The following is a 24,620-nucleotide window of genomic DNA, read 5'->3' as shown; positions in this document are numbered from 1 at the left end:
AGCCGTGTCAATTAGCACCCCCGTAGGTTCTGCGGACCGTCCGCTTCGCGTCGCCGTCATCGGCTCCGGCCCGGCCGGCGTGTACGCAGCTGACATCCTGACCAAGAGCGAGGCCGTCAAGAGCGGCGAACTCAACGTCAGCATTGACCTCTTTGACCGTTACCCCGCCCCGTACGGCCTCATCCGCTACGGCGTTGCACCGGACCACCCCCGCATCAAGGGCATCGTCAATGCCCTCCACAAGGTGCTGGACCGCGGCGACATCCGCTTCTTCGGCAACGTTGACTACGGCACTGACCTCTCCATCGAGGACCTGCGCAAGCACTACGACGCCGTCATCTTCGCCACGGGCGCCATCAAGGACGCGGACCTGAATATCCCGGGCATCGAGCTGGAGGGCTCGTTCGGCGGCGCCGACTTCGTTTCCTGGTACGACGGCCACCCGGACGTTCCCCGCGAATGGCCGCTGGACGCCAAGGAAATCGCCGTCCTCGGGAACGGCAACGTGGCCCTGGACGTGGCCCGTGTCCTTTCCAAGCACGCCGATGACCTCCTGGTCACCGAAATCCCGGACAACGTCTACGCCGGCCTGAAGAACTCCCCGGTCACGGATGTCCACGTCTTCGGCCGCCGCGGCCCGGCGCAGGTGAAGTTCACCCCGCTGGAGCTGCGTGAACTGTCGCACTCCAAGGACGTGGACATCATCCTCTACGCCGAAGACTTCGAGTTCGACGAAGAGTCCGACCGCCAGATCCAGACGAACAACCAGACCAAGACCATGGTTGGAACGCTCACCAACTGGATCGCCGAGCAGCCCGAGGACCTCTCCGAGCTCACGGCTTCCCGCCGCCTCCACCTGCACTTCCTGCACAGCCCGGTGGAGATTGTCGATTCCCCGGAAACTCCGGGCAAGGTTGCCGGCATCAAGTTCGAGCGCACCGAGCTGGACGGCACGGGCAACGCCCGCGGCACCGGCGAGTTCATCGACTACCCGGTCCAGGCCGTGTACCGCGCCATCGGCTACTTCGGTTCCGCCCTGCCGGACGTCGAGTTCGACCACAAGAAGGGCGTCATCACCAACGACGGCGGCCGCGTGTTGGACGCTGACGGCCAGCACGTTCCGGGCCTCTACGCCACGGGTTGGATCAAGCGTGGTCCTGTGGGCCTCATCGGCCACACCAAGGGTGACGCCCTGGAAACGGTCACCTACCTGCTCGAGGACCGGGAAAACCTGCCGCTCGCCGAGGTTCCCGAAGCCGACGCAGTGGTGGAACTCCTGGAGGCCCGCGACGTGAAGTTCACCAGCTGGGAAGGCTGGCTGGCACTGGATGCCCACGAGCTCGCCCTCGGCACAGCAGCCACCGAAGCCGGCGGTTCGCACGGTGTGGAGGTTACTCGTGAGCGCATCAAGGTTGTGCCGCGCGAGGACATGGTGGACATTTCCCGCGACGGTGTTTCCGCGCAGGTCTGAAGCACAGGTTCAGCGCAGTTCTGAAGCTCGCTGATTCAGCGGGGCCGCTCTGGTTGAGTGGCCCCGCTGTTGGCTTTAAGTCCCGCTTAAAGCCCTCCCAACGCACCGCGGCGGTACCCTGAATCATGGACGTCGTCGTCATCGAAACGCCCCAGTTGGGTGACCGCACCTACCTCGTCCACGACGGCTCAGTCGCGTTGGTGATCGACCCCCAGCGCGACACCGACCGCGTGGAGGAAGCCGCGCGCACAGCGGGTGTCCGTATCACGCATGTGGCCGAAACCCACCTCCACAACGATTACGTCACCGGAGGCCTGGTCCTCGCCGGGAAGCTCGGGGCCGAGTACCTGGTCAACGCCGCAGACAACGTTTCCTTCAACCGTTCTCCGGTCTCCGACGGGCACGTGCTGCAGGTGGGCAGGCTCACCGTGCGCGTGGTTGCGACGCCGGGGCACACGCACACGCACCTGGCGTACGTGGTGCGGGAGGACACGCACGACGGCGGCATGGAGGCCGTGTTTTCCGGCGGCAGCTTACTTTATGGCTCGGTGGGGCGGACGGACCTCGTCTCTCCCGAGGACACCGCGACCTTGGCCCACGCTCAGTACTCGTCGGTGCGGAAACTGGTGTCATCAGCTGCTCCGGAGGCTGCGCTGTATCCAACCCATGGTTTTGGATCGTTCTGCTCCATTGGACCGGCGAGCCGTGCGAATGCCTCCACCCTCGCGGAGCAGTCCGCCTCCAACCATGCCCTGACGGACCCGAGCGAGGAACATTTTGTGGCCGAGCTCCTGGAGAACATCACCGCCTACCCTGCCTACTACGCCCACATGAGCCCGCTCAATGCTGCGGGTCCGGGTCCTGCGGATTTGAGTGTTCCGGACTCGGTGGACCCGGAAGAACTCGGCCGACGGCTCGGCTCGGGGGAGTGGGTGGTGGATCTCCGGCACCGGATAGCCTTCGCAGACGACCACTTGAACGGCAGCGTGGGCTTCGAATACGGGAACGGCTCCAACTTCACCAGCTACCTCGGCTGGGTAATCCCGTGGGAACAGCCCTTGACGCTTCTGGGATCACGCACCGAGGTCGAAAAGGCGATCCGCGATCTGGCGAGGATCGGCATCGACAGCCCGGATGCCGCCGTCGGGCCTGACGGGGACGCCGGCAACGGGCTCAGCAGACTTGCCCCGGGCGTCCCGCACTCTTCCTATCCGCATGGCGACTGGTCCGTGTTGTTGAGGGAGAGGCAGCCGGGGGACGTGGTCCTGGATGTGCGCAGGCCGGACGAATACAAGGCGTCGCACGTGGATGGTGCCATCAACGTCCCGGTGTATGAGCTGCTGCGGCGCATGGACGGATTGCCGCGGGCCAGGATCTGGGTGCATTGTGCCACGGGGTACCGGGCAAGCGTTGCCGCGAGCTTGTTGGACCGGGCGGGCCGCGACGTGGTGCTGGTTGATGCCAAGTATCGTGATGCTGCGGCGGCAGGAGTCCCGCTCAGCCGGCAGGATTCAGTCTGACGGGCTCTTGTCGGCGCAGAAGTCCAGGTTCCGGTAGACGGTAGCTACAGCGGCCTCCGGATCCCGGGCTTCGATGGCCTTTACCAGTTGGTCGTGGCCTTCGGTGGGCAGACCGTTGAAACCGTCGTTGCGCTGCTGGCGGAGGAGATCGTTGTGGAACACGCCCCCGAACGACGCGTACAACTGATGAAGCAGCGGATTGCCGGAAGCCTTGGCCACGCACTCGTGGAATTCCCAGTCGGCGCGGGCCCACGCGGCGTAATCCCAGGAGTTCCAGGAATCATGCCGGACGGACAGGAGCCGGCGCATCTCGGCGATGTCCCCGGCAGTGGCGTGCTTGGTTGCCAGCCGGGCCGCTTGGGTGTCCAGGCCGAGCCGGACTTCCACGATGTGTTCCTGCGTGTGCTCGCGGTAGATCCGCTGGGCAGCACCGAGGATCTCGCTGTTGGCCCTCACGTAGGTGCCGTCGCCGCGGCGGACTTCCAGCATGCCGGTGTGGGCCAGCGCCTTGATGGCTTCGCGCAGTGTTCCGCGGGAGACCCCCAGGGTGGCCATGAGCTCAGGTTCGGCGGGGATCCGCTCCTGCAAGGGCCATTCGCCGGACTTGATCATGTCCCGCAGCTTGGCAGTAACCTCGTCGGCGAGGACCGGTCGGTGCGACGGGGTGAGGGTCATGCCGTCCTCGCTTGGGTCTTGGTGGTTCGCTTGCTCGTCAACATGTGGCTGGTGACCATGAGACCCAGCGCCACCAGGGACAGCAGGCTCATCGGCAATACCCAACCGCCGGTCACGCTGTGGAGGAGCCCCATCCCGAACGGTCCGATTGCCGCTATCAAGTATCCCAAAGACTGGGCGATGGTGGAGAGCGCGGTGGTTTCCGCCGTCGAACGGCCGCTCCGGCTGATAATCACCAAAACCAGCGGGAAGATGCCCAACCCGAATCCGAACAGGACCGCGGGAATCACAGCCAACGACGTAGGCAGCCACACCATGGCGGCGATGGCCAACAGGGTGGAGCTGCTGGCCGTATACAAGGCAGGCCGCAGCATTCCGGGCCGGGAGCCGAAGGCAAGGAGGATCATGCCCGACGCCACGGAAACCAGCTGCATGACGCCGAACTGCACGCCGCTCTCCGAAGCGCTGAGGCCCTGGGACGTCAACATGTACGCAAACCAGCTCATGACGGCGTAGGCCAGGAAGGCCTGGAACGTGAAGATGGCGGTGATGAGGATGCCCAGCCGGGTGCGGAGCAGGGGAAGCATGGGCACGCGCGGCTGATCGGTCTTGGTGGAGTTGCGGTGGTTGTGCAGGACCACGGGCAGGAATCCGAGCAGGGCAGCCACGCCGAGGAGGCCCCACGCGGCAAGGCCCATGGACGGCGACCCGAGCTGCTGGGCCAGGGGAACGCTGATGACGGCGGCAAAAGTGGCACCGCCGGACATGGTGAACGTATAGAGGCCCGTCATCATGGAAGTCCGGTCCGAGTAGTGTTCGCGGATCAGGGACGGCATGGCCACGTTGCAGACGGCCAGGCCGGACATCGCGAGCACTGTGCCCCCAAGGAGCGCGCCCGTGAACGGCACGGCACGGACCAGGAGACCGGCGGCAAGGAGTGCCAGCGCAATGAAGATGGCCTTTTCCACGCCAACGCGCCGGGTGAGCCACGACGTTCCGAGACCCGCCACGGCAAAGCAGAGCAGCGGAATGGAGGGAAGGATGGAGGCCACAAGGGCGCCGTATCCGAGGACCTGCTGCAGGTCATGGAAGAGTGCGGCGGCGCTGGTGATGCCGGCCCGAAGGTTGAGCCCGATGAGCACGACGGCGATGATCCCGAGTACGACGACGACCCTGGACTTCGGCGCGCTGCCCTGCTTGGAAGCGGCAGCGGCGGGGGAGATCGTAGGGATGTTTCCTGTCGTTGTCGTAATCGGTGTCGTCGCCATATTTAAAGGTTAGACGTTTGACGTCTAACGTAAAGAGTTCTGTGGTGAAACTCTCCTGCGAGGAAAAGCGAGCTGCGGAACCGCCGTCGTTCTTCCTACCGCGGGTTGCGGGCACCCAGCCGCTGCACCGCGAGGGCCAGCCACAACTGAACGCGGTCCTGCGTCTGCGAGGGGTCGTACCCCGTCAGCTCGGTGATCTGGGCAAGGCGGTAGCGCACGGTATTGCGGTGCAGGGTCAGCGCCTCGGCAACAGCCGCAACCGAGCCGTTGTGGTTCAGGTAGCTCTCGAGCGTGGCCACGAGTTCAGAGCCGTGGGCGGCGTCGAACTTCCGCAGGGGAGTGAGCGACTCACTTGCCATGTCAGCCAAGGGGACATCTTCGCTGGCCAGCAGGAGCGAGGTGAGACTCAGGCGCTCCGGCTCATTGACCGGCAAGCCGTGCGCCACGGCATCGCGCGCTTCGAAGTAGCTCCAGCGCAGGCCGTTCGGCTTCGTGTATGCCCCGCCGATGCCGATCACGGCGTGGATCCCCGCCTCCTGCAAGTGGTCGCTGAGGCTCTTCGCGAGTGCGGTGGCCGAGCTGCCGTCGTCGCTGATCACGGTCACCAGGTCCTTGCCGACGACGGCGCTGACGCCACCTTCCAGGGACTGGGGCAGGGAAATGGAGACCAGTTGTTTGTGATGGGCCGTGGATTCAGCAACCAGCACCACGTTCTTCCGCGTGCTGTTGATGCCCACCCCCGCCAGGCGCCGTGCTGCCTCAATGGTGTCGAGGGTTCCGTGGATGACGTCATCCAGCACCTGCCCGGCCATGGCACGCTGGGCCTGGCGTTGCTTGACCATGTTGTTCAGTTCAACGCTGATGAGGTTCTGGGCGTAGCTGACGATCCCGGAATCGATGAAGGGCTGGCGCAACCACAGCGTGCAGGCATCCCGGCGGCCGGTGGGGATCGGGTACGACGCCCACCCTTCGGCGGTCGGCGCCGGCTTCCCGGGGACGCTGTTGTAGAGCTGGGCGCTGAACTGGGTGAGGACCACATCCGTGCGCAACATGCTGCCCAGTTGCTTCAACAGCTCGGCGAGGCCGCCACCGGTGAGCAGCGCGCGGGCAAGGATCTGGTGCCCGGCAAGCAGCCGTTCGAGGTTGGAGTAGTGGTCCGCCGAATGGGACTCGGCAACCAGCTTGCCGATGGCGATGAACGGGATCTCGTAGGGGACCTCCACCAAGGGCAGTCCCCAACGGTTGGCTTCCGCGATGAGGGGCTCGGGAACGGACTCGTGGGTGAGACCCGTGCCGAAACCGATGCCTACGGCGCCCGCCCGCTGGACCTGGCGCACAAAGCGGCGCTGGTCGGCCGCACTCTTGAGCCGCAGGCCCGTGGTGAGCACCAGTTCCCCGCCGCTGAGGAAACGCTGCGGGTCTTCAAGCTCCGTCACGGCCACCCAGCTGATGTCCTGGTTCCACGTGGTTTCCGCCAGCCCTGTTTTGCGGAGTTTCAGGGAGGGTACAGCAACGAGTGAAGCGAGGGTGATGGCCATGCTGAAAGGATAACCCGGCGCTGGTCAAGCGCACTAAGCGCCTGCGTCGTCTGTGTGCAGTTGGCTATTCCTTGGTGCACCCCTCTGGAATAGGCTCTGATCAGCTAAAAAGCCATGCCAACACACCGAAAGAGGGTTGCACACCGTGGTTCAAACCTTGCAGAACTTCATCAACGGCGAGTTCGTCACGCCGTCAGGTACGGGTCTCCTGGACATCGTCAACCCCGCCACCGGGGACGTCGTGGCCAAGTCTCCCGTTTCGGTGCAGGCAGATGTTGACGCTGCCATGTTCGCAGCCAGCGAGGCTTTCAAGACCTGGAAGCACGTCACACCGGGACAGCGCCAGCTCATGCTGCTGAAGCTGGCCGACGCCATCGAGGCCAACAGCGACGAACTCGTCGAAGCCCAGCACCGCAACACCGGACAGGTCCGTTCCCTCATCGCGTCCGAGGAAGTTGCTGCCGGCGCCGACCAGCTGCGCTTTTTCGCCGGTGCAGCACGACTCCTTGAAGGCAAGTCCGCCGGTGAGTACTTCGAGGGCCACACCTCCTATGTGCGCCGCGAGCCCATTGGCGTCGTAGCCCAGGTTGCTCCGTGGAACTACCCGTTCCTCATGGCCATCTGGAAGATCGGCCCCGCCCTGGCCGCAGGCAACACGGTAGTCCTGAAGCCCTCCGATACCACCCCTGAATCCACCCTGGTCCTGGCACGCCTGGCAGGGGAGATCTTCCCGGCCGGCGTCCTCAACGTGGTCCTCGGCACCGGTGAGACCGGCGCGATGATGGTGGAGCACAAGGTTCCCGGACTGGTGTCCATCACCGGTTCCGTCCGCGCAGGCATTGCCGTGGCCAGCGGCGCCGCGAAGGGCCTCAAGCGCGCGCACCTGGAACTGGGCGGCAAGGCCCCGGCCATCGTCTTCAAGGACGCCGACATCAAGAAGAGCGCCGCGGCCATCGCGGAATTCGCCTTCTTCAACGCCGGGCAGGACTGCACGGCCATCACCCGCGTGCTCATCGAAGACGAGATCCACGACGACATGGTTGCGGCCCTGGTGGAACACACCAAGACCCTTCAGACCGGCTCGCAGAACGACGAAGACAACTACTTCGGCCCGCTCAACAACGTCAACCACTTCAACGCCGTGACCTCCGTGGTGGAGAACCTCCCGGCGCACTGCCGGATCGAAACCGGTGGACACCGCGCAGGGGAGAAGGGCTTCTTCTTCGAGCCCACCATCATCTCCGGGGCCAAGCAGAGCGATGACATCGTCCAGAAGGAAACGTTCGGGCCCGTCATCACAGTCCAGAAGTTCAGCTCCGAAGCCGAAGCCCTCGAACTGGCCAACGACGTCGAATACGCCCTGGCTTCCAGCGTCTGGACCACCGACCACGGCACGGCCATGCGCATGAGCCGCGACCTCGACTTCGGCGCCGTGTGGATCAACACCCACATCCTCCTGACCGCAGAGATGCCGCACGGTGGCTTCAAGCAGTCCGGTTACGGCAAGGACCTCTCCATGTACGGCGTGGAGGACTACACCCGCATCAAGCACGTCATGAGTGCACTGGACGCATAAGTCAGCCGCCCGGCCCCCACTCTCCAACCTCGCTCCGCACCGGCCTGCAACCCTGCCGGCGCGCGCCGCAATCAACAAAGAAGGACATTCCCATGACCGCAACTGCGAACGAACTCTCGTACCGCATCGAGCAGAAGCGCAACATCAACGGCACGTTCCCCGGACCCAAGTCGCAGGCACTGGCTGAGCGCCGCTCCGCCGTCGTTGCTGCCGGTGTGGCTTCCGGCGTTCCTGTCTACGTAGAAGACGCCGACGGCGGCATCATCCGCGACGTCGACGGCAACTCTTTCGTCGACCTCGGCTCGGGCATCGCCGTCACCAGCGTCGGCGCTTCCGATCCCGCCGTCGTCGCCGCTGTCCAGGAAGCCGCCGCGCACTTCACGCACACCTGTTTCATGGTGACGCCGTACGAAGGCTACGTCGCCGTCGCCGAGCAGCTGAACCGCCTCACCCCGGGCAACCACGCCAAGCGCACCGTGCTCTTCAACTCCGGCGCGGAAGCCGTGGAGAACGCCATCAAGGTTGCCCGCCTGGCCACCGGCCGCGACGCCGTCGTTGCTTTCGACCACGCCTACCACGGCCGCACCAACCTGACCATGGCACTGACCGCCAAGGCCATGCCGTACAAGACCAACTTCGGACCGTTCGCGCCCGAGGTCTACCGCATGCCCATGAGCTACCCGTTCCGTGAAGAGAACCCGGAGATCACGGGTGCTGAGGCTGCCAAGCGCGCCATCACCGCGATCGAGAAGCAGATTGGCGGCGACCAGGTTGCCGCAATCATCATCGAACCCATCCAGGGTGAGGGCGGCTTCATCGTCCCGGCCGAAGGCTTCCTGCCGGCGCTGTCCGCATGGGCCAAGGAAAAGGGCATTGTTTTCATCGCCGATGAGGTCCAGTCCGGTTTCTGCCGCACCGGTGAATGGTTCGCCGTCAACCACGAGGGGGTTGTTCCGGACATCATCACCATGGCCAAGGGCATCGCCGGTGGCATGCCGCTGTCCGCGATCACCGGCCGCGCTGACCTGCTCGACGCCGTCCACCCGGGCGGCCTCGGCGGTACCTACGGTGGAAACCCGGTTGCGTGTGCAGCAGCACTGGCAGCAATCACCACCATGGAGGAGCACGATCTCAACGGCCGTGCCCGCCACATCGAGGAACTCGCCCTGGGCAAGCTCCGCGAACTGGCCTCCGAAACGTCCGTGGTGGGCGACATCCGTGGCCGCGGCGCAATGCTGGCCATCGAGCTTGTTCAGCCCGGCTCCAAGGAACCGAACGCTGAGCTCACCAAGGCTGTTGCAGCCGCTTGCCTCAAGGAAGGCGTCATCATCCTGACCTGCGGTACCTACGGCAACGTCATCCGCCTGCTCCCGCCGCTGGTGATCAGCGATGACCTGCTGCTGGACGGACTGGAAGTACTCGCGAACGCCGTCAAGGCCAACGCATAAGGTCTGTTTTCTACAAAAAAGCAGGGCCGGGGAGCTGGAATACACCCCGGCCCTGCTTTTTCGTGTCTGCCGCGTTCGCCGTGTTCGTCGTGTTCGCCGCAACGCTGCTTGTTCGTAGGGAAGGCTCCGGCGACGCAGCAGGTTTGCAGCGAACCCGGGCACCTGTCCGCCGACGTCGTGGGAAGCCTGCTTGTTCGTAGGGAAGGCTCCGGCGACGCAGCAGGTTTGCAGCGAACACGGCGCAAACCCGGCGCAGCGAACTCCGCTACACCTCCGCGAGCCGGGCCTTTTTCCGCAGCGCCGAGTTTTTCCGGGCGGTCCGGAGCATGTCGATGGTCAGCAGGATCAGGGCCAGCCAGACCACGCAGAAGCCGATCCACCGGGCCGTGGTCATGGCTTCGTTGAACACTGTCAGTGCCACGATGAACTGCAGAACCGGGGCAAAGTACTGCAGCAGGCCGATGGTGGTCATGGGCAGGCGGCGTGCTGAGGCACCGAAGAACAGCAGCGGTACAGCAGTGATGATGCCCGAAGCGAGAATGAGCCAGAAGTGTGCGGGTCCTTCGGTGGTGAGCGTTGCCATCCCCGTGGCCCCGAGGACCACCATGGTAATGGCCGCGAACGGTGCCAGTACCACTGTTTCGACCGAAAGGCTGGTCAGGGCGTCCACCCGTGGTCCTACCCTCTTTTTCACGAAGCCGTACAGGCCGAAGCTGAAAGCCAGCAGGAGCGCAATCCACGGCAGTTGGCCATAGGAGAAAGTCAGCACACCCACCGCAACGAAGCCGATGCCCACAGCGGCCCACTGGAGCGGACGCAGCTTTTCCTTCAACACGAAGACGCCCAGCAGCACGGAAACCAGCGGGTTGATGAAGTATCCGAGGGACGTCTCCACGGCGTGGCCGGTAGTGACGCCGAAGGTGTAGGTGAGCCAGTTGATGGCAATGAGGGCGGCGGCCAAGGCCAGGGGCCCCATGATGGTGCGGTCCTTCATCGCCGAGCCGAAGACCCGCCAGGCCCGGGTGATGGTGATCAGAAGGGCGCAGAAAACCAGGGACCATACCACCCGGTTGGCCACGATCTCAATGGCTCCCGCAGGCTGCAGGACAAAGAAGTAGAGGGGGAGCAGGCCCCACAAGCCGTACGCGCCGATGCCGAACAGCACACCCGTGGTGGTTTCGCTCCGAACCGGCTTAGCCACGGTTCCGCCGCCGCTACCGCCGGTGCCGGCACCGTCGCTCCCGGGTGCCGTCGTCGTGGGCTGGGTTGAAGCGGTGGAGGCTGCGGAGATCTGCTCGGGTGTGGACACAATGTGCCCAACATCCCTGCCGCCTGCAATATTCCGCAATATAGACAGCGAATTGAGGAAATCCTGTGACTCCTGCCATATGGGCGGGCGCGGGTAAGGTCGGTATCTAGAATTGGAAACCTGCGTCCCAACAATGGCGTGGCTTACTGCTTCGGAAGGGCAAACGGTGTCTGACTCAGCCGCAACCATCCCCAATCGTCCGCTTCGCGTTGCGATCGTCGGCGCAGGTCCGGCAGGTGTGTACGCCGCGGACATCCTGACCAAGTCCAACGAGGTCAAGGACGGCCATATCGAGGTCAGCATTGATCTTTTTGAGGCCTACCCCGCTCCCTATGGATTGATCCGGTACGGCGTTGCACCGGACCACCCCCGCATCAAGGGGATCGTGAACGCCCTGCACAAGGTGTTGGACCGCGGCGACATCCGCTTCCTGGGCAACGTGACGTACGGCAAGGACCTGACCCTCCACGACTTCCGGGCTTTCTACGACGCGGTGATCTTCTCCACGGGAGCCATCAAGGACGCGGACCTGAACATCCCGGGCATCGAGCTTGAGGGTTCCTTCGGGGGAGCGGACTTTGTCTCCTGGTACGACGGCCACCCGGACGTCCCCCGCGAATGGCCCCTCGAAGCCAAGGAAATTGCCGTGATCGGCAACGGCAACGTGGCCTTGGACGTAGCGCGGATGCTGGCCAAGCATCCCGAGGAACTGCTGGTGACGGAGATTCCGGACAACGTGTACCAGGGCCTGAAGGCGTCGCCGGTGACGGACGTCCACGTGTTCGGCCGCCGTGGTCCTGCGCAAGTGAAGTTCACCCCGTTGGAGTTGCGTGAGCTCTCCCATTGCAAGGACGTGGACATCGTCCTGTATCCCGAGGACTTCGAGTTCGATGAAGCTTCCGACCAGGCCATCCGGACCAACAACCAGATCAAGACCATGGTCAACACGATGACCAACTGGTTGGTGGAGGAGCACGCGGAATCGGAGGAGCCCTCCTCCCGCCGCCTCCACTTGCACTTCCTGCACAGCCCGGTGGAGATCCTCGATTCCCCGGAGACCCCCGGCAAGGTAGCCGCCATCAAGTTCGAACGCATGGAGCTGGACGGTACCGGCAATGCCAAGGGCACCGGGGAGTTCCTCGAGTACCCGGTCCAGGCGGTGTACCGGGCCATCGGGTATCACGGTTCGCCGCTGGATGAGCTGCCGTACGACGCCCGCCGCGGCGTCATTCCGAACGACGGCGGCCGCGTCCTTGACGCCGACGGCAAGCCCGTCCCGGGAATCTACGCCACGGGCTGGATCAAGCGCGGGCCGGTAGGCCTGATCGGGCACACCAAGGGCGACGCCCTGGAGACCATCGGCTGCCTCCTGGAGGACCGGCTCAACCTCCCGCCGGCGGAGAACCCCGATCCGCAGGCGATCATCGATCTCCTCGAAGAACGCGGCATCGAGTACACCACATGGGAGGGCTGGAACCGGCTCGACGCCCATGAGGCCTCCCTCGGCGCTGCCTGGACCGCGGACGGTGCCAAGGACGGGGAAGGTGCAGGCGACGGAATTGTCCGTGAGCGCATCAAGGTTGTTCCGCGCGAAGAAATGATCCGGATCTCCCGCGGCTGAGCTGTACCTGCCGCGGCAAAGCCGGGTCTCCCGCGGCTGAGCTGTTCCTGCCGCGGCAAGGCCGGGTCTCCCATGCCGGAGCTCATGCCCCGCCCGGGCTTCCCGGCGGTACCCAAAGCAGGGACGCCACACTAGACTGGCGCGTACCGTCCGCTGTTTGTGCTGTTTGTCCTGCCGCCAGGAGTTCAATGAGGAACCCGATCCATCCGCCGCTTCCGGGCTCGGATGCCGCCCAACTGCTGCAGCGCCGTGCCTTGAGCGATCACGAGCACTTGGACGGGGTGGCGTTCGGCGCCGACCATGTCCCGGGGCTTCGCAGGCTGGTCCGTGAGTCGTGGCAGCGTTCTGCCCAGTTGAAAGCGAACCCGGATGCGGCCGAAGCTCCGCTTGCCATGGACAGTGACGAGTTGGAGGATTACCGGCGCCAGCACCCGCTCGCCACCATCATGCCGGTGATCCGCAAGCTCCTCATCCAGCCAAGCCATGAGAGCGGTTTGCTGGTCGCGGTGGGAGACGAGGTCGGGCGCCTCCTGTGGGTGGATGGCGACCCCGTGATGCAGCGGCGCGCGGAGGGCATGATGTTCGTGGCCGGTTCGGACTGGTCCGAGGCCTCGGTGGGGACCAGTGCCCCGGGGACCGCCCTGGCCCTTGACCGCAGCATCCAGATTTCCGGGGCTGAGCACTTCAAGCGTTCCGTGCATCCGTGGAGCTGCACGGCTGTCCCGTTCCACGATCCCGATTCCGGTGCCCTGCTGGGGGTCGTCGACATCACCGGCACCGAGGCGGCTGTTGCTCCCCACACGCTCTCGCTGGTGGAGGCCACCGTGGCCGCGGCCCAGGCGCAGTTGCGGATCGAACGTCTCCAACTCGCCGCTGCGGCTTTCGAAAAACCACGACGCCGGAGCTCACCCCCGGGTTCTGCGGTCACTGGCGGAGGGGTCAAGGACAGGAACACGCTGTACCGCAACAGCCTGCAACTGCTGGGCAGGGACCAGGCGTTGTTGAGTCTCGGTGGCAGGAGCGTCACGCTGTCGGCGCGGCACAGCGAAATCCTGGCGATCCTCGGAAACCACCCGGAAGGGCTGAGCGCCGACGAATTGTGCGCGCGCCTCTACCCGGGCGAGGGATCGGCCGTGACGCTGCGCGCGGAGATGGTCCGGTTGCGCAAGGTGGTGCAGGAACTGAGCCCTGAAGCTGTTCCCGAATCCCGTCCGTACCGGCTTCCCGTTGAGCTTCTGCCTGATTCGGACCAGGTCCTGAGCTGCCTGCAACGCGGCGCACACCGCATCGCCCTGGAAATTTACAAAGGTGCCCTTCTTCCGCGTTCGGAGGCTCCCGGCGTCGTTCAGTTGCGCGAGCGCGTTTCGCACTTGCTGCGCGAGGCGCTGCTTACCGACGGCAGCGTGGATTCGCTCCTGAAGTACGCCGCGTTGCCGGAGGCAAAGTACGACGCCGACCTCCGCCTTGCGATCCTGAGGCTCCTGCCGCCGCGCTCGCCAAAGCGGGCTGCGATCGTGGCAGACCTTGAACGGCTTGAGGATGAACTCGGCGCGTGACCTGGACCACATAGTTGCAACGTTGCTGCAACCTTCCCGCTCCTAGGCTCGGACCAATGGCAACAGCCACTGATTCGCAGCAAAGGAGCTAGCAATGACTGTTTATGCACAGCCAGGTGCAGAGGGTTCGAAGGTCACTTTCAAGGACCGTTACGAGAACTGGATCGGCGGGGAATGGGTTGCGCCGGTCAAGGGCGGCTACTTCGAGAACATCACCCCCGTGACGGGCAAGGCTTTCTGTGAGGTTGCAAGGGGAACGGCCGAGGACATCGAGCTGGCGTTGGACGCGGCACACAAGGCCGCGCCGTCCTGGGGCAAGACCTCAGCGGCCGAACGTGCTGCCATTCTGAACAAGATCGCGGACCGCATCGATGAGAACGTCGAGCTGCTGGCGGTGGCGGAAACCTGGGATAACGGCAAGCCGATCCGCGAAACCCTCAACGCGGACATTCCGTTGGCCGCTGACCACTTCCGCTACTTTGCCTCGGCCATCCGCGCCCAGGAAGGCCACCTCTCACAGCTCGATGACGACACCACGGCCTACCACTTCCACGAGCCGCTGGGCGTTGTAGGGCAGATCATCCCCTGGAACTTCCCCATCCTCATGGCGGTGTGGAAGCTCGCCCCTGCTCTCGCTGCCGGCAACGCCGTGGTCCTCAAGCCTGCGGAGCAGACGCCGTCGTCCATCCTGGTCCTGATCGAACTCATCGGTGACCTGCTGCCCGCGGGCGTGGTGAATGTGGTCAACGGCTTCGGCGTAGAGGCGGGCAAGCCGCTCGCTTCCAGTTCCAGGATCCGGAAGATCGCCTTCACCGGCGAAACCACTACGGGCCGGTTGATCAGCCAGTACGCCTCCAACAACCTCATCCCCGTCACGCTGGAACTTGGCGGCAAGAGCCCGAACATTTTCTTCGACGATGTCGCCGCACAGAACGACGCCTTCTATGACAAAGCCCAGGAAGGCTTCACGCTCTTCGCTTTCAACCAGGGCGAAGTGTGCACCTGCCCCTCCCGCGCCCTGGTGCAGGAGGGCATATATGACACCTTCCTGGCCGACGTCATCGCCCGCACCAACAAGATCATCCAGGGCAACCCGCTGGACACCGACACGCAGGTCGGCGCGCAGGCTTCCAACGACCAGTTGGAGAAGATTCTCTCCTACATCGACATTGGAAAGCAGGAAGGAGCCAAGGTCCTCACCGGTGGCGCCCGGGCCGAACTGTCCGGGGACCTGGCCGGCGGCTACTACGTCCAGCCCACCATCTTCGAAGGCCACAACCGGATGCGGATCTTCCAGGAGGAGATCTTCGGTCCCGTGGTGTCCGTGACCAAGTTCAGCGACTACAACGATGCGATCGGCATTGCCAACGACACCCTCTACGGCCTCGGTGCCGGGGTGTGGTCGCGCAACGGCAACGTCGCCTACCGCGCCGGGCGGGAAATCCAGGCAGGACGTGTGTGGGTGAACAATTACCACGCCTACCCCGCCGGCGCGGCCTTCGGCGGGTACAAGTCATCCGGCATCGGCCGTGAGAACCATGCCATGATGCTCGACCACTACCAGCAAACCAAGAACCTGCTGGTCAGCTACAACGAGAACAAGCTCGGCTTCTTCTAGACAACCAAGCGCGGAAGGTGCCCTCAAGGACGTTTCCTTCGGGGCACCTGCCGCGCCTACGTGGCATCACCAGGAGGTTCAATGGCCAGCGTGGAAGCATCGAGCACGATTCCGGGAGAGGACTTCCCGCGGGTGTCGCTCACGGAAGAGTCCGTAGCGCTTTTGCGGAAACTGTGGGAGCAGCACGGACCCCTCATGTTCCACCAGTCCGGTGGTTGCTGCGACGGGTCGGCACCCATGTGCTACCCGGCCGGTGAGTTCCTGACCGGTGACTCGGACATTCTCCTGGGCAGGTTCCGCATCTGGCCGGGAGACGATGAGCAGCCCCTTGAGTTCTGGATGTCCAAGGAGCAGTTCAACTATTGGTCACACACGCACCTCACGGTGGACGTCGTGACCGGCCGGGGGAGCGGCTTTTCGGTGGAAGCGCCGGAGGGGAAGAGGTTCCTGATCCGGTCCACGATCATGGACTGGGATGTGCGGGTGTCTGACAGCTAACGAGGCACGGTGTGGTGGAGGCCACGTTGCGGGTAACTGCAGCAACATCTGCCCCAGTGGTATAGGTGGCGTCTCATTATTTGGGACAAATATGGCCGTCCATTGGCCGGACCCTATCCTTGATAGGTCCTATACCATCCCCATCCAGAATGTGGCATCTTTATGAACATTTTCAGGACCAAGCCGGTCGAGCAGTCGATTGCCGACGCTGACGAACCCGGTCGCAAGCTTAAGCGCAGCCTCAGCACCTGGGACCTGATGATCATGGGTGTTGCTGTCGCTGTTGGCGCCGGCATCTTCTCCGTCGGTGCGAAGGCCGCAGCGAACTTCGCCGGCCCCGCCGTCACCATCTCCTTTGTGGTCGCAGCCATCACCTGCGCCCTCGCCATCATGTGCTACGCGGAATTCGCCACGGCAATCCCGGTGGCCGGCTCCGCCTACGTCTTCACCTACGCCACCATGGGCGAGGTCCTTGCCTGGATTATCGGCTGGAACCTCATCCTTGAACTGTTCACGGCGGCGGCAGTCATCGCCAAGTACTGGGGCATCTACCTCAGCACCGTGTTCGGGCTCATGGGCGTGGAACTCCCGCCCTCCATCCCGCTGGGTGGGGTGGAACTCTACTGGGGCGCCTTCCTGATCGTCGCGATCTTCACCGTGCTGCTGGTGCTGGGGACAAAGCTGTCCGCACGCGTCGGCAACATCTTCACGCTCATCAAGATCGGCGTGGTCCTGTTCGTGATCGTCGTGGGCTTCACCTACGTGAAGTTCTCCAATTACACCCCGTTCGTCCCGGCCTCCGAACCGACCGGCGGTTCCGGCGTGGCCGACGTCATGAAGCAGTCCTTCTTCGGCTTCCTGACCGGCGCTGCACCAGCCCAGTACGGCACGCTGGGCGTGTTCGCCGGCGCAGCCCTGGTGTTCTTCGCCTTCATTGGCTTCGATGTGGTGGCCACCTCCGCCGAAGAGGTCAAGAACCCGCAGAAGACCCTGCCCCGCGGTATCTTCGGTGGCTTGGCGCTGGTGACGCTCCTTTACATCCTGGTGTCCCTGGCACTAACCGGCATGGTGTCCTACACCCAGCTGGCGGAAGTGAAGAACCCGACCTTGACCACCGCCTTCGAAGCTGTGGGCAACACGGACGCCGCCAAGGTGATCGCCTTCGGCTCGCTGATCGGCCTCACCACGGTGATCATGGTCCTGCTCATGGGCCTGGCCCGCGTTGTGCTGGCCATGAGCCGCGACGGCCTGCTTCCGCGGGCACTGTCGAAGACCAGCGACAAGCACGCTACCCCTGCCCGCCTGCAGATTATCTGCGGTGCTGCAGTGGCCGTGGTGGCCGGCGTGACCAAGGTTGACCTCCTCGAAGAGATGATCAACATCGGAACGCTCTCCGCGTTCGTCATGGTGAGCCTTGGCATCCTGGTGCTCCGCAAGAAGCGTCCGGACCTGAAGCCCTCGTTCCGGGTGCCGTTCGGCAAGGTCCTGCCGTGGGTCTCGGCAATCCTCTGCCTCTACCTGATGACCAACCTGGCCGTGGAAACCTGGCTCTTCTTCGCGATTTGGCTCGTGGTGGGCATCATCATCTACTTCTCTTACGGGCAGCGCCACTCCCGCCTCAATGAGAAGTTCGCCGCAGCCAAAGCCTCGATCGATAACAAGCCCGGCGATGAGGACACGTTCACCAAGGTTTAGCCCTCGGTGGGGCGGCACATGCTGCCGACGCGGCCCAGCGCGTCCTCGATGGCGCTGACACATGCGCCCGGAATCTGAATGGTTCCGGGCGCATCCCTGTTTCCGGACACGATGGCAAACTGCCGCACCGTTACGGCGCCGCGTGCTCGCCCACCCATTCCACCAGCGGCTGCAAGTCCCGCCACCGGGCAGTGATCTCCTGCACGGCTCCCGGTGTGGACAGCCACGCCGGCTGGCCAAGATCGAGGGCTGCAGACAACGATTTATGTTTCAGCAGTTCTGCCCGCGGGTGGTCCTTATCGAAACCCCGGGGAACCGTCTTGAGTGTTTCGCCCTCAATGGAGAACCCCGCGGCGGCAAGGGCATCGACGATCCGCTCCAGTTCACTGCCGCTGGCCGGCGCGTCCACCGCAGCGCGGTAACGGGCCAATTGCGCCGGACTGTGCGCAAAGAACCCGCCGCTGACGCGAGACCCGTCCGCGCTGACCTGGACGTAATAGCCAACGCGTTCATGGCGGGCTGCAAACCCGCCCTGAGCCGTCTTGTAAGGCGACTTGTCCTGCGAAAAACGGACGTCGCGGTTGGGCCGGAAGACCTTCGCCGGCCCGAACTCCGGTTCCAACTCCGCAAGGAGGGCTGTCAGCGGCTCCCGCACCCCGGCGTCGTACGCGCTTTTGTGCTCCAGCCACCACTCACGGTTGTTGTTCTCTTCAAGTTCTTCGTAGAAGCGGAAAGCGGCCGTGGGGATCCCTTGGAATGTGCTCATATAAGGATCCTATGGACGGCGCTGCACGGGCAGCCACGACCGGACGATGCTATGTGGAAAAGAAAATCACCCCGCCGCGGACGAACCGCGACGGGGTGATCCGGGTAAAACCGAAACGCTTAGAGCTTGTTGGCTGCTTCTGCGTCGGAGGCGCCCTGGCCTGCGCCGAGGTTGGCGCGCAGCTTGGCGCCGAGGTCGGCGTCAACGTTGGTCCAGTACTGGATGGCGCGTTCCTTGATGTCGGCGCTCTTCACGCCGCCGACTGCACCGGTGATGGTGTCCAGGAAGCGTGCCTTGGCAGCCTCGTCGTACACCTCGCGGTAGAGGGTGCCTGCCTGGCCGAAGTCGTCGTCCTCAGCGTGCAGGGAGTGGGCGGAGAGGGTGAGCTCGCCGTCGTTCTCCCAGCCACCTGCGGGGGAAGCCGGCTCAACGGCAGCCGGGCCGCCAACGGTGTTCGGTGCGTAAACCGGGGTGGTCGGGGCGTTGAAGAGGTAACGTCCCTGGCCGTCCTGGCTGTAGTTGTGAACCGGGCTCTTGGGCTGGTTCACCGGGATCTGTGCGTGGTTGGTGCCAACGCGGTAGCGGTGTGCGTCAGCGTAGGAGAAGATGCGGGCCTGCAGCATCTTGTCCGGGGAAGCAGCAATGCCCGGAACGAAGTTCGACGGCGCGAAGGTGGCCTGCTCGATCTGCGCGAAGTAGTTCTCCGGGTTCTTGTTCAGCTCCATGGTGCCCACGTGGATCAGCGGGTAGTCAGCGTGCGGCCACACCTTGGTGAGGTCGAACGGGTTGAAGCGGTAGGTCTTGGCGTCCTCGTAAGGCATGACCTGGACGTGCAGTTCCCAGGACGGGAAGTTGCCGGCTTCGATGTTCTCGTAGAGGTCGCGGATGTAGAAGTCTGCATCCGAACCGGCCAGTGCCTCGGCCTGCTCGCCCGTGATGGAGTTGACGCCCTGGTTGGACTTGAAGTGGTACTTCACCCAGAAGCGCTCGCCTGCGGCGTTGATCCACTGGTAGGTGTGCGAGCCGTAGCCCTGCATTTCACGCCATGAAGCCGGAAGACCGCGGTCACCCATGAGCCAGGTGACCTGGTGGGCGGACTCGGGGGAGAGGGTCCAGAAGTCCCACTGCATGTCAGCGTCACGCAGGTGGCTGCCCGGGAGGCGCTTCTGGGAGTGGATGAAGTCCGGGAACTTGATGCCGTCGCGGATGAAGAACACCGGGGTGTTGTTGCCGACGAGGTCGTAGTTGCCCTCGGAGGTGTAGAACTTCACGGCGAAACCGCGGGGATCGCGCCAGGTGTCAGGAGAACCGTTTTCGCCGGCAACGGAGGAGAAGCGGATCAGCATGTCCGTCTCGGCGCCCGGCTGGAGGAAGGCTGCCTTGGTGTACTTGGAAACGTCCGACGTGGTCTTGAACGTACCGAATGCGCCGCCGCCCTTGGCGTGGACAACACGCTCCGGGACGCGCTCGCGGTTGAACTGTGCGAGCTTTTCCACCAGGTAGTGGTCGGTCAGGATGATGGCACCGTCTGCGCCGACGGACTTGGAGTGCGCGTCAGAGGTAACGGGGGCACCAGACTGTGTTGTGGAAATGGCAGTCATCGTTCTCCTATTTCTTGGTTACTGGTAGTACGGGAAGCTGTTGTTTGGCTTGGCAGTCCTGGCAGATCCCCTGGTACAGGACATCTGCGATCTGGATGGTCATCGGCTTGGTGTGTTCGTCCCAATGCGGAGTGAGGCACGGTGCGTGTCCCACGGCGCAATCCACGTCCTCCACCTTGCCGCAGCTGATACAGACGGCGTGATGGTGATTGTCGCCCACCCTGGTTTCGTACAGCGCCGGGGAGTGCGGGGGTTCGAAACGCCGCAGCATCTGCAAGTCCGTGAGATCGCTGAGCACCACGTAAACCGACTGCGCCGTCAGTTCCGGTAGCTCCTCACGGGCGGCAGCGAGAATACCCTCTGCCGGGGAGTGCGGATGATGCTGGACCGCGGCCAATACTGCCAGCCGCTGTTTGGTCACGCGCCGTCCATGGGAACGCAGGGCGGCTGCCCATGCGTCCTGGTCGGCTGTGTGATCGGTCATGCATCCATTGAAGCATTTATTTTGAGAAGTTCACAATAAGGCGAGGTTAACTTCCGGGAACGTGAACAAAGCCGGGAGGGGACTCTCCGTTTCGGCGCCCGAACGCCCCACCGCATGAATCCGGAGCGAGCCATCATCGCTGGCGGCTTCCACCGCAACGCAACTGAAGCCGCTCACTCCGCCGGGCAGCGGCAAGGCGCCCAAAGTTGCGGCGATGGCCACCATGTCGGCGGGTTGCAGTTCGGCGATCTCCCGGGCGCTGCCGGGCGGTTCGATCACGCAGTGGGGTTGGGCTGCGTCCAAGGACACCAGCCGCGGGCCCTCCTCGGGATCGCGTACGACGCCGGAACCCGGCTCCCGCGAATGCGGGCCGCTTGGGCGCGGGGCAGGGTGGGCGCCAGGCGTTTCATGGGCATCAGACAAGGGGCCCGACGCAAAGAACCTGATGGATTGCCGCAATTCCATATCCACGGCTTCCAGCGCGTGCTCCGGTTCTGCCACGCGTCGGTGGGAGGGCAGCGACAGCTGGCGTCCCGGCGTCGTGGTTTCACCCTCCCAGCGCGCAAACAGATGGAACGTCGGCGTCGAGGACTCCGCAACCGGTTCTCCCACCGCGGAACCGAGCGGATGCCAACGGTGGGCAAACATCACGGCACACCTCCCGGCGCCCAGGACGTCCTGCAGTGCAGCACGGGCGAGGTGATGGCAGTGGAGCCAGTCGGCCGCCGAGGCCTCGTTGAATTCCGTGGAGGGGTCGGACAAGCGGATCAGGATATGTCCGGCAGTCAACGGGTGCCGTGGCCGGGCCAGTTCCCAAATACCGGAGCGGAACAGCAACTGCCGTGATAGCACCATGGTGGACTCCTTCCCCCGGGTGAGCCTACCAAGCGCCTCGTCCCCAGGGGAGACGCCATGCGAGATGCCGTGTTCCGGCACTGTCTGCGTGACTGGTTAGGGTTACACCGTGGCAAAACTCCTGGCAGACATCACTCCCCTGAAAGAGAGCCCGGCTTTCCGGCGGCTGTGGCTGGGAGCATCGGTGGCTGCCATCGGCACCCAACTCACGCTGGTGGCCGTCAGCCTGGAGGTCTACCGCCTCACCCAGGAAAGCTTCTACGTAGGGTTGCTGGGGATCTTCGCCCTGGTGCCGCTGGTCATTGCCGGGCTGTACGGAGGATCGGTGTCCGACGCCTACGATCGCCGCAAAGTGGCCCTCGCGGCATCCCTGGTCTTGTGGGCAACCACTGCCGGCCTGGCGTTGCAGGCGTGGCTGGAAGTCGGCAACATCTGGCTGCTCTACGCCCTGGTGGCCGTGCAAAGCGGTGCGCAGGGGATCAACGGCCCGGCCCGCAGCGCCATCATTCCCCTCCTGGTCCGGAAGGACCTGCTCCCGGCCGCAAACGCCTTGAACATGCTGACCTTCGGGTTGTCCATGACCGCGGGCCCGCTGTTGGCAGGTGTCCTGGTGGCAACCATCGGCTTCGGCTGGACGTACACCATTGACGTTGTCAGTTTCACCTTCGCTTTGTGGGGACTCTTCAAACTTCCGCCCCTGCCGCCGTCCAAGGAAGCCCTGCGCCCCGGGCTCCGCTCGGTGTTGGAAGGCTTCCGGTTCCTGGGTACCCGGCCCAACGTCCGGATGACATTCATCATCGACCTCATCGCCATGATCTGTGCCCAACCGCGGGCTTTGATGCCCGCCATCGGAGCGGTCATGATCGGCGGCGGCGAAACCACCGTAGGCGTCCTGCTTGCAGCTACGGCAGTCGGTGCGTTCCTGGCAGGGCTGTTCTCAGGGCCGCTGGGAAGGGTCCGGCGGCAGGGGGTTGCGGTGGTGGCGTCCTTGGCGGGGTGGGGTGCTTCCATTGCAGCGTTCGGCGGTGTGGTCCTGTTGGCAGGGGATTCCGGGCGCGATGGAGTGACGCTGTGGCTGATCCCCGCTGCGGCATGCTGTGCGCTCGCGGGGATCTCGGACTCCGTCAGCGCCGTCTTCCGGACCACCATCCTCCAAGCAGCCACACCGGACCACCTTCGCGGAAGGCTGCAGGGCGTCTTCATTGTGGTGGTTGCCGGCGGTCCACGCGTAGGCGACATGCTGGCCGGCGGAGTCACCCGGTTCCTCAGTGAAGGGGGAGTGCTGCTCATTGGCGGCGTCCTATGCATGGTCCTTGCGTGGGGTGCTGCCCGGCTGCAACCAGGCTTTGTGGCGTACGACGCCAAGCACCCGCTACCGTAGCCCGAGCAGCCCGGCGGTTGGTGCGGGCCGTACGGAACATGCCAACCGGCGTCGGCGTTTATCACTACAGAACATCAACAAACGGGCGACGAAAGCGAAAGAACAACCGTGCACAAACACAACAATGGACTCAAAACCGCAGCACTCTTTGGTGTCCTGTGGGCTGTGCTGTTGGCTTTGGGCGCCCTCATCGGCGCTGGCACCCGCAGTTCGGCGCCTATCTGGATCATGGCACTGGTCGGCGTGGCCACCACGGCCTACGGCTACTGGAACAGCGACAAGATCGCCATCAGGTCCATGGCCGCCTACCCCGTCACCGAAGCCCAGGCGCCGCAGCTGTACCAGATAGTGCGGGAACTCTCCGTGCGGGCCAACCAGCCCATGCCACGGATCTATGTTTCGCCGACCATGACACCCAACGCCTTCGCGACGGGGCGCAATCCAAAGAATGCCGCTGTGTGCTGCACCGAGGGCATCCTCCGCATGCTGGATGCCCGGGAGCTGAGGGGCGTCCTGGGCCATGAGCTCATGCACGTCTACAACCGGGACATCCTCACATCCTCGGTGGCCGCCGCCGTGGCGGGCGTGATCACGTCCGTGGGCCAGATGCTGCTGTTCTTTGGCGGTGGAGACCGCCGTAACGCGAACCCGATCGCGACGATCGCCATGGCGTTGCTGGCGCCCTTCGCAGCATCCCTGATCCAGATGGCCATTTCGCGGACCCGGGAATACGACGCCGACGAGGACGGTGCCGAGCTGACCGGAGACCCCCTGGCGCTCGCGTCGGCGCTGCGCAAGATCGAATCCGGGGTGACGCAATTGCCGCTGCCCCAGGACCAGCGCCTGGTGAACGCCTCGCACCTCATGATCGCCAACCCCTTCCGGGGCGGAGGAATGCGGCGTATGTTCTCCACGCATCCGCCCATGGCTGAGCGGATTGCGCGACTGGAGCGAATGGCGGGGCGGCCGCTGGGCTAAGTTCCCTTTCGGGTTGGCCGTAGACGCTGGGAAGCCTTAAAGTCACTGGGCAGCCTTAAACAGGGAAAGCCGGGGCCCCTTGCCCCGGCTTTCCCTGTTTACTGCGTGAGCTGCAGAAGTACTAGCTGCGGAAGTTCACGAACTGCAGGTCGGCTTCCTCGAAGTTCTTGAGGATCGCCATCGTCGCCTGCAGGTCATCACGGGACTTGGAGGTCACGCGGAGTTCGTCGCCCTGGATCTGGGACTTGACGGACTTGGGCGCTTCGTCGCGGATGATCTTGTTGATCTTCTTGGCGATGTCCTGCGCGATGCCTTCCTTGATGGTGCACTCAAGGCGGAATTCCTTGCCCGACGGGTAAGGCTCGCCCTGCTCAAGGGACTTGAGCGAGATGCCGCGCTTGATGAGCTTGGACTGGAAGACGTCCAGGACGGCCATGACGCGGTCTTCGGAGTTGGCCTTCATGAGGATCTTCTCGCCGCTGAAATCGATCTCCGCGCCGACGCCCTTGAAGTCGTACCGCTGCGCGATTTCCTTCTGGGACTGGTTGAGCGCGTTGGCGACCTCCTGCTTGTCCACCTTGCTGACGACGTCGAATGTTGATTCGCCTGCCATGACTCTCCTTAGGTTGGGGGCCCGGTAAGGGCGGTTTGCCTGCCAATAAGCCTAGTACGTATGCGGGATGTTGGAGCCGGGAAACCCTTTCACAGTTCGCTCACAGCACACGCCCGGTGGGAACCGAGCAAGCTGCCCGAGAGTTGTAC

Annotated in this window: 20 protein-coding genes; 11 read left to right on the top strand and 9 right to left on the bottom strand. The window is 64.1% G+C overall.

Annotated features, from left to right (window positions below):
• The first annotated feature begins 4 nt into the window (after positions 1-4).
• Together RI444_RS16715 and RI444_RS16710 are read left to right on the top strand one after the other, a co-directional pair.
• Positions 5-1,471, top strand: a complete 1,467-nt coding sequence (locus RI444_RS16715) for an FAD-dependent oxidoreductase (RefSeq protein WP_192551576.1) — start codon at positions 5-7, stop codon at positions 1,469-1,471.
• A gap of 125 nt (positions 1,472-1,596) precedes the next feature.
• Positions 1,597-2,991: an MBL fold metallo-hydrolase gene (locus tag RI444_RS16710; RefSeq protein ID WP_207605646.1), complete on the top strand. Its 1,395-nt coding sequence runs from the start codon at positions 1,597-1,599 to the stop codon at positions 2,989-2,991.
• Here RI444_RS16710 and RI444_RS16705 read toward each other — a convergent pair.
• The 3 genes from RI444_RS16705 to RI444_RS16695 all read right to left on the bottom strand — a co-directional run bounded on the left by RI444_RS16705 (position 2,983) and on the right by RI444_RS16695 (position 6,472).
• A complete protein-coding gene (locus RI444_RS16705; RefSeq protein WP_207605647.1) occupies positions 2,983-3,666 on the bottom strand; it encodes a FadR/GntR family transcriptional regulator in 684 nt (227 codons plus the stop codon). The two genes, RI444_RS16710 and RI444_RS16705, sit on opposite strands and share 9 nt — an antisense overlap.
• Positions 3,663-4,934 carry an MFS transporter gene (locus tag RI444_RS16700; protein WP_021472304.1) on the bottom strand — a complete coding sequence of 424 codons (1,272 nt, stop codon included), beginning with the start codon at positions 4,932-4,934 and terminating at the stop codon, positions 3,663-3,665. Before RI444_RS16700 ends, RI444_RS16705 begins: the two co-directional genes overlap by 4 nt.
• A gap of 95 nt (positions 4,935-5,029) precedes the next feature.
• Positions 5,030-6,472, bottom strand: a complete 1,443-nt coding sequence (locus RI444_RS16695) for a PucR family transcriptional regulator (protein WP_062097609.1) — start codon at positions 6,470-6,472, stop codon at positions 5,030-5,032.
• A 145-nt stretch (positions 6,473-6,617) separates the two neighbouring features.
• Between RI444_RS16695 and RI444_RS16690 the strand changes: the two genes are divergently transcribed.
• Both RI444_RS16690 and gabT read left to right on the top strand, forming a co-directional pair.
• Positions 6,618-8,048: a gamma-aminobutyraldehyde dehydrogenase gene (locus tag RI444_RS16690; RefSeq protein ID WP_207605648.1), complete on the top strand. Its 1,431-nt coding sequence runs from the start codon at positions 6,618-6,620 to the stop codon at positions 8,046-8,048.
• 92 nt (positions 8,049-8,140) lie between these two features.
• Positions 8,141-9,496 (top strand): 4-aminobutyrate--2-oxoglutarate transaminase, encoded by a 1,356-nt coding sequence (gene gabT, locus RI444_RS16685; RefSeq protein ID WP_062097607.1) that lies wholly within the window; start codon positions 8,141-8,143, stop codon positions 9,494-9,496.
• Between the two features lie 265 nt (positions 9,497-9,761).
• On the opposite strand, the gene rarD is transcribed toward gabT, so the two are convergent.
• Positions 9,762-10,844: an EamA family transporter RarD gene (rarD, locus tag RI444_RS16680; RefSeq protein ID WP_069695819.1), complete on the bottom strand. Its 1,083-nt coding sequence runs from the start codon at positions 10,842-10,844 to the stop codon at positions 9,762-9,764.
• Positions 10,845-10,938: 94 nt separating this feature from the next.
• Here rarD and RI444_RS16675 point away from each other — a divergent pair, with 94 nt between their 5' ends.
• From RI444_RS16675 to RI444_RS16655, 5 genes are all read left to right on the top strand, one after another.
• Positions 10,939-12,426, top strand: a complete 1,488-nt coding sequence (locus RI444_RS16675) for an FAD-dependent oxidoreductase (RefSeq protein ID WP_410510789.1) — start codon at positions 10,939-10,941, stop codon at positions 12,424-12,426.
• Positions 12,427-12,614: 188 nt separating this feature from the next.
• Complete coding sequence (locus RI444_RS16670) at positions 12,615-13,982, top strand: GAF domain-containing protein (RefSeq protein WP_207605650.1); 1,368 nt, start codon at positions 12,615-12,617, stop codon at positions 13,980-13,982.
• 94 nt (positions 13,983-14,076) lie between these two features.
• Positions 14,077-15,600, top strand: a complete 1,524-nt coding sequence (locus tag RI444_RS16665) for an aldehyde dehydrogenase family protein (RefSeq protein ID WP_264961322.1) — start codon at positions 14,077-14,079, stop codon at positions 15,598-15,600.
• An 81-nt stretch (positions 15,601-15,681) separates the two neighbouring features.
• Complete coding sequence (locus tag RI444_RS16660; RefSeq protein ID WP_179013564.1) at positions 15,682-16,098, top strand: DUF779 domain-containing protein; 417 nt, start codon at positions 15,682-15,684, stop codon at positions 16,096-16,098.
• Between the two features lie 162 nt (positions 16,099-16,260).
• Positions 16,261-17,793 (top strand): APC family permease, encoded by a 1,533-nt coding sequence (locus RI444_RS16655; RefSeq protein ID WP_021472313.1) that lies wholly within the window; start codon positions 16,261-16,263, stop codon positions 17,791-17,793.
• Positions 17,794-17,923: 130 nt separating this feature from the next.
• Here the strand turns inward: RI444_RS16655 and RI444_RS16650 are convergent, their stop codons facing one another.
• The 4 genes from RI444_RS16650 to RI444_RS16635 form a co-directional block, all read right to left on the bottom strand.
• Positions 17,924-18,559, bottom strand: coding sequence for a DUF2461 domain-containing protein (locus RI444_RS16650; protein WP_207605651.1), 636 nt, complete (start codon positions 18,557-18,559; stop codon positions 17,924-17,926).
• A 119-nt stretch (positions 18,560-18,678) separates the two neighbouring features.
• Entirely contained in the window at positions 18,679-20,160 is a 1,482-nt protein-coding gene (locus tag RI444_RS16645) for a catalase (RefSeq protein ID WP_021472315.1), read from the bottom strand.
• 7 nt (positions 20,161-20,167) lie between these two features.
• Positions 20,168-20,644, bottom strand: a complete 477-nt coding sequence (locus RI444_RS16640; RefSeq protein WP_071416213.1) for a Fur family transcriptional regulator — start codon at positions 20,642-20,644, stop codon at positions 20,168-20,170.
• Positions 20,645-20,674: 30 nt separating this feature from the next.
• Positions 20,675-21,499 (bottom strand): hypothetical protein, encoded by an 825-nt coding sequence (locus RI444_RS16635; RefSeq protein WP_071416214.1) that lies wholly within the window; start codon positions 21,497-21,499, stop codon positions 20,675-20,677.
• A 109-nt stretch (positions 21,500-21,608) separates the two neighbouring features.
• Here RI444_RS16635 and RI444_RS16630 point away from each other — a divergent pair, with 109 nt between their 5' ends.
• Together RI444_RS16630 and htpX are read left to right on the top strand one after the other, a co-directional pair.
• Positions 21,609-22,880, top strand: a complete 1,272-nt coding sequence (locus RI444_RS16630) for an MFS transporter (protein WP_207605652.1) — start codon at positions 21,609-21,611, stop codon at positions 22,878-22,880.
• 108 nt (positions 22,881-22,988) lie between these two features.
• Positions 22,989-23,858 carry a zinc metalloprotease HtpX gene (htpX, locus tag RI444_RS16625; protein ID WP_207605653.1) on the top strand — a complete coding sequence of 290 codons (870 nt, stop codon included), beginning with the start codon at positions 22,989-22,991 and terminating at the stop codon, positions 23,856-23,858.
• A gap of 121 nt (positions 23,859-23,979) precedes the next feature.
• Here the strand turns inward: htpX and RI444_RS16620 are convergent, their stop codons facing one another.
• Positions 23,980-24,471, bottom strand: a complete 492-nt coding sequence (locus tag RI444_RS16620; RefSeq protein WP_021472320.1) for a YajQ family cyclic di-GMP-binding protein — start codon at positions 24,469-24,471, stop codon at positions 23,980-23,982.
• Between the last annotated feature and the right edge of the window lie 149 nt (positions 24,472-24,620).

The sequence above is a fragment of the Paenarthrobacter sp. AT5 genome (genome assembly GCF_032764245.1).
Taxonomy (GTDB): domain Bacteria; phylum Actinomycetota; class Actinomycetes; order Actinomycetales; family Micrococcaceae; genus Arthrobacter; species Arthrobacter ureafaciens.
The sequence above is the reverse complement of the archived record's forward strand: the minus strand, read 5'-3'. Positions and strand labels throughout refer to the sequence as shown.

Excerpts from the sequence above, each read along its gene's own strand:
- RI444_RS16640 (WP_071416213.1), bottom strand. The coding sequence starts at position 20,644 with ATGACCGATCACACAGCCGACCAGGACGCATGGGCAGCCGCCCTGCGT.
- RI444_RS16635 (WP_071416214.1), bottom strand. The coding sequence starts at position 21,499 with ATGGTGCTATCACGGCAGTTGCTGTTCCGCTCCGGTATTTGGGAACTG.
- RI444_RS16655 (WP_021472313.1), top strand. The coding sequence starts at position 16,261 with ATGAACATTTTCAGGACCAAGCCGGTCGAGCAGTCGATTGCCGACGCT.
- RI444_RS16620 (WP_021472320.1), bottom strand. The coding sequence starts at position 24,471 with ATGGCAGGCGAATCAACATTCGACGTCGTCAGCAAGGTGGACAAGCAG.
- gabT (WP_062097607.1), top strand. The coding sequence starts at position 8,141 with ATGACCGCAACTGCGAACGAACTCTCGTACCGCATCGAGCAGAAGCGC.
- RI444_RS16645 (WP_021472315.1), bottom strand. The coding sequence starts at position 20,160 with ATGACTGCCATTTCCACAACACAGTCTGGTGCCCCCGTTACCTCTGAC.
- RI444_RS16670 (WP_207605650.1), top strand. The coding sequence starts at position 12,615 with ATGAGGAACCCGATCCATCCGCCGCTTCCGGGCTCGGATGCCGCCCAA.
- RI444_RS16675 (WP_410510789.1), top strand. The coding sequence starts at position 10,939 with ATGGCGTGGCTTACTGCTTCGGAAGGGCAAACGGTGTCTGACTCAGCC.
- RI444_RS16700 (WP_021472304.1), bottom strand. The coding sequence starts at position 4,934 with ATGGCGACGACACCGATTACGACAACGACAGGAAACATCCCTACGATC.
- RI444_RS16650 (WP_207605651.1), bottom strand. The coding sequence starts at position 18,559 with ATGAGCACATTCCAAGGGATCCCCACGGCCGCTTTCCGCTTCTACGAA.
- RI444_RS16705 (WP_207605647.1), bottom strand. The coding sequence starts at position 3,666 with ATGACCCTCACCCCGTCGCACCGACCGGTCCTCGCCGACGAGGTTACT.
- RI444_RS16665 (WP_264961322.1), top strand. The coding sequence starts at position 14,077 with ATGACTGTTTATGCACAGCCAGGTGCAGAGGGTTCGAAGGTCACTTTC.
- RI444_RS16695 (WP_062097609.1), bottom strand. The coding sequence starts at position 6,472 with ATGGCCATCACCCTCGCTTCACTCGTTGCTGTACCCTCCCTGAAACTC.
- RI444_RS16710 (WP_207605646.1), top strand. The coding sequence starts at position 1,597 with ATGGACGTCGTCGTCATCGAAACGCCCCAGTTGGGTGACCGCACCTAC.
- RI444_RS16660 (WP_179013564.1), top strand. The coding sequence starts at position 15,682 with ATGGCCAGCGTGGAAGCATCGAGCACGATTCCGGGAGAGGACTTCCCG.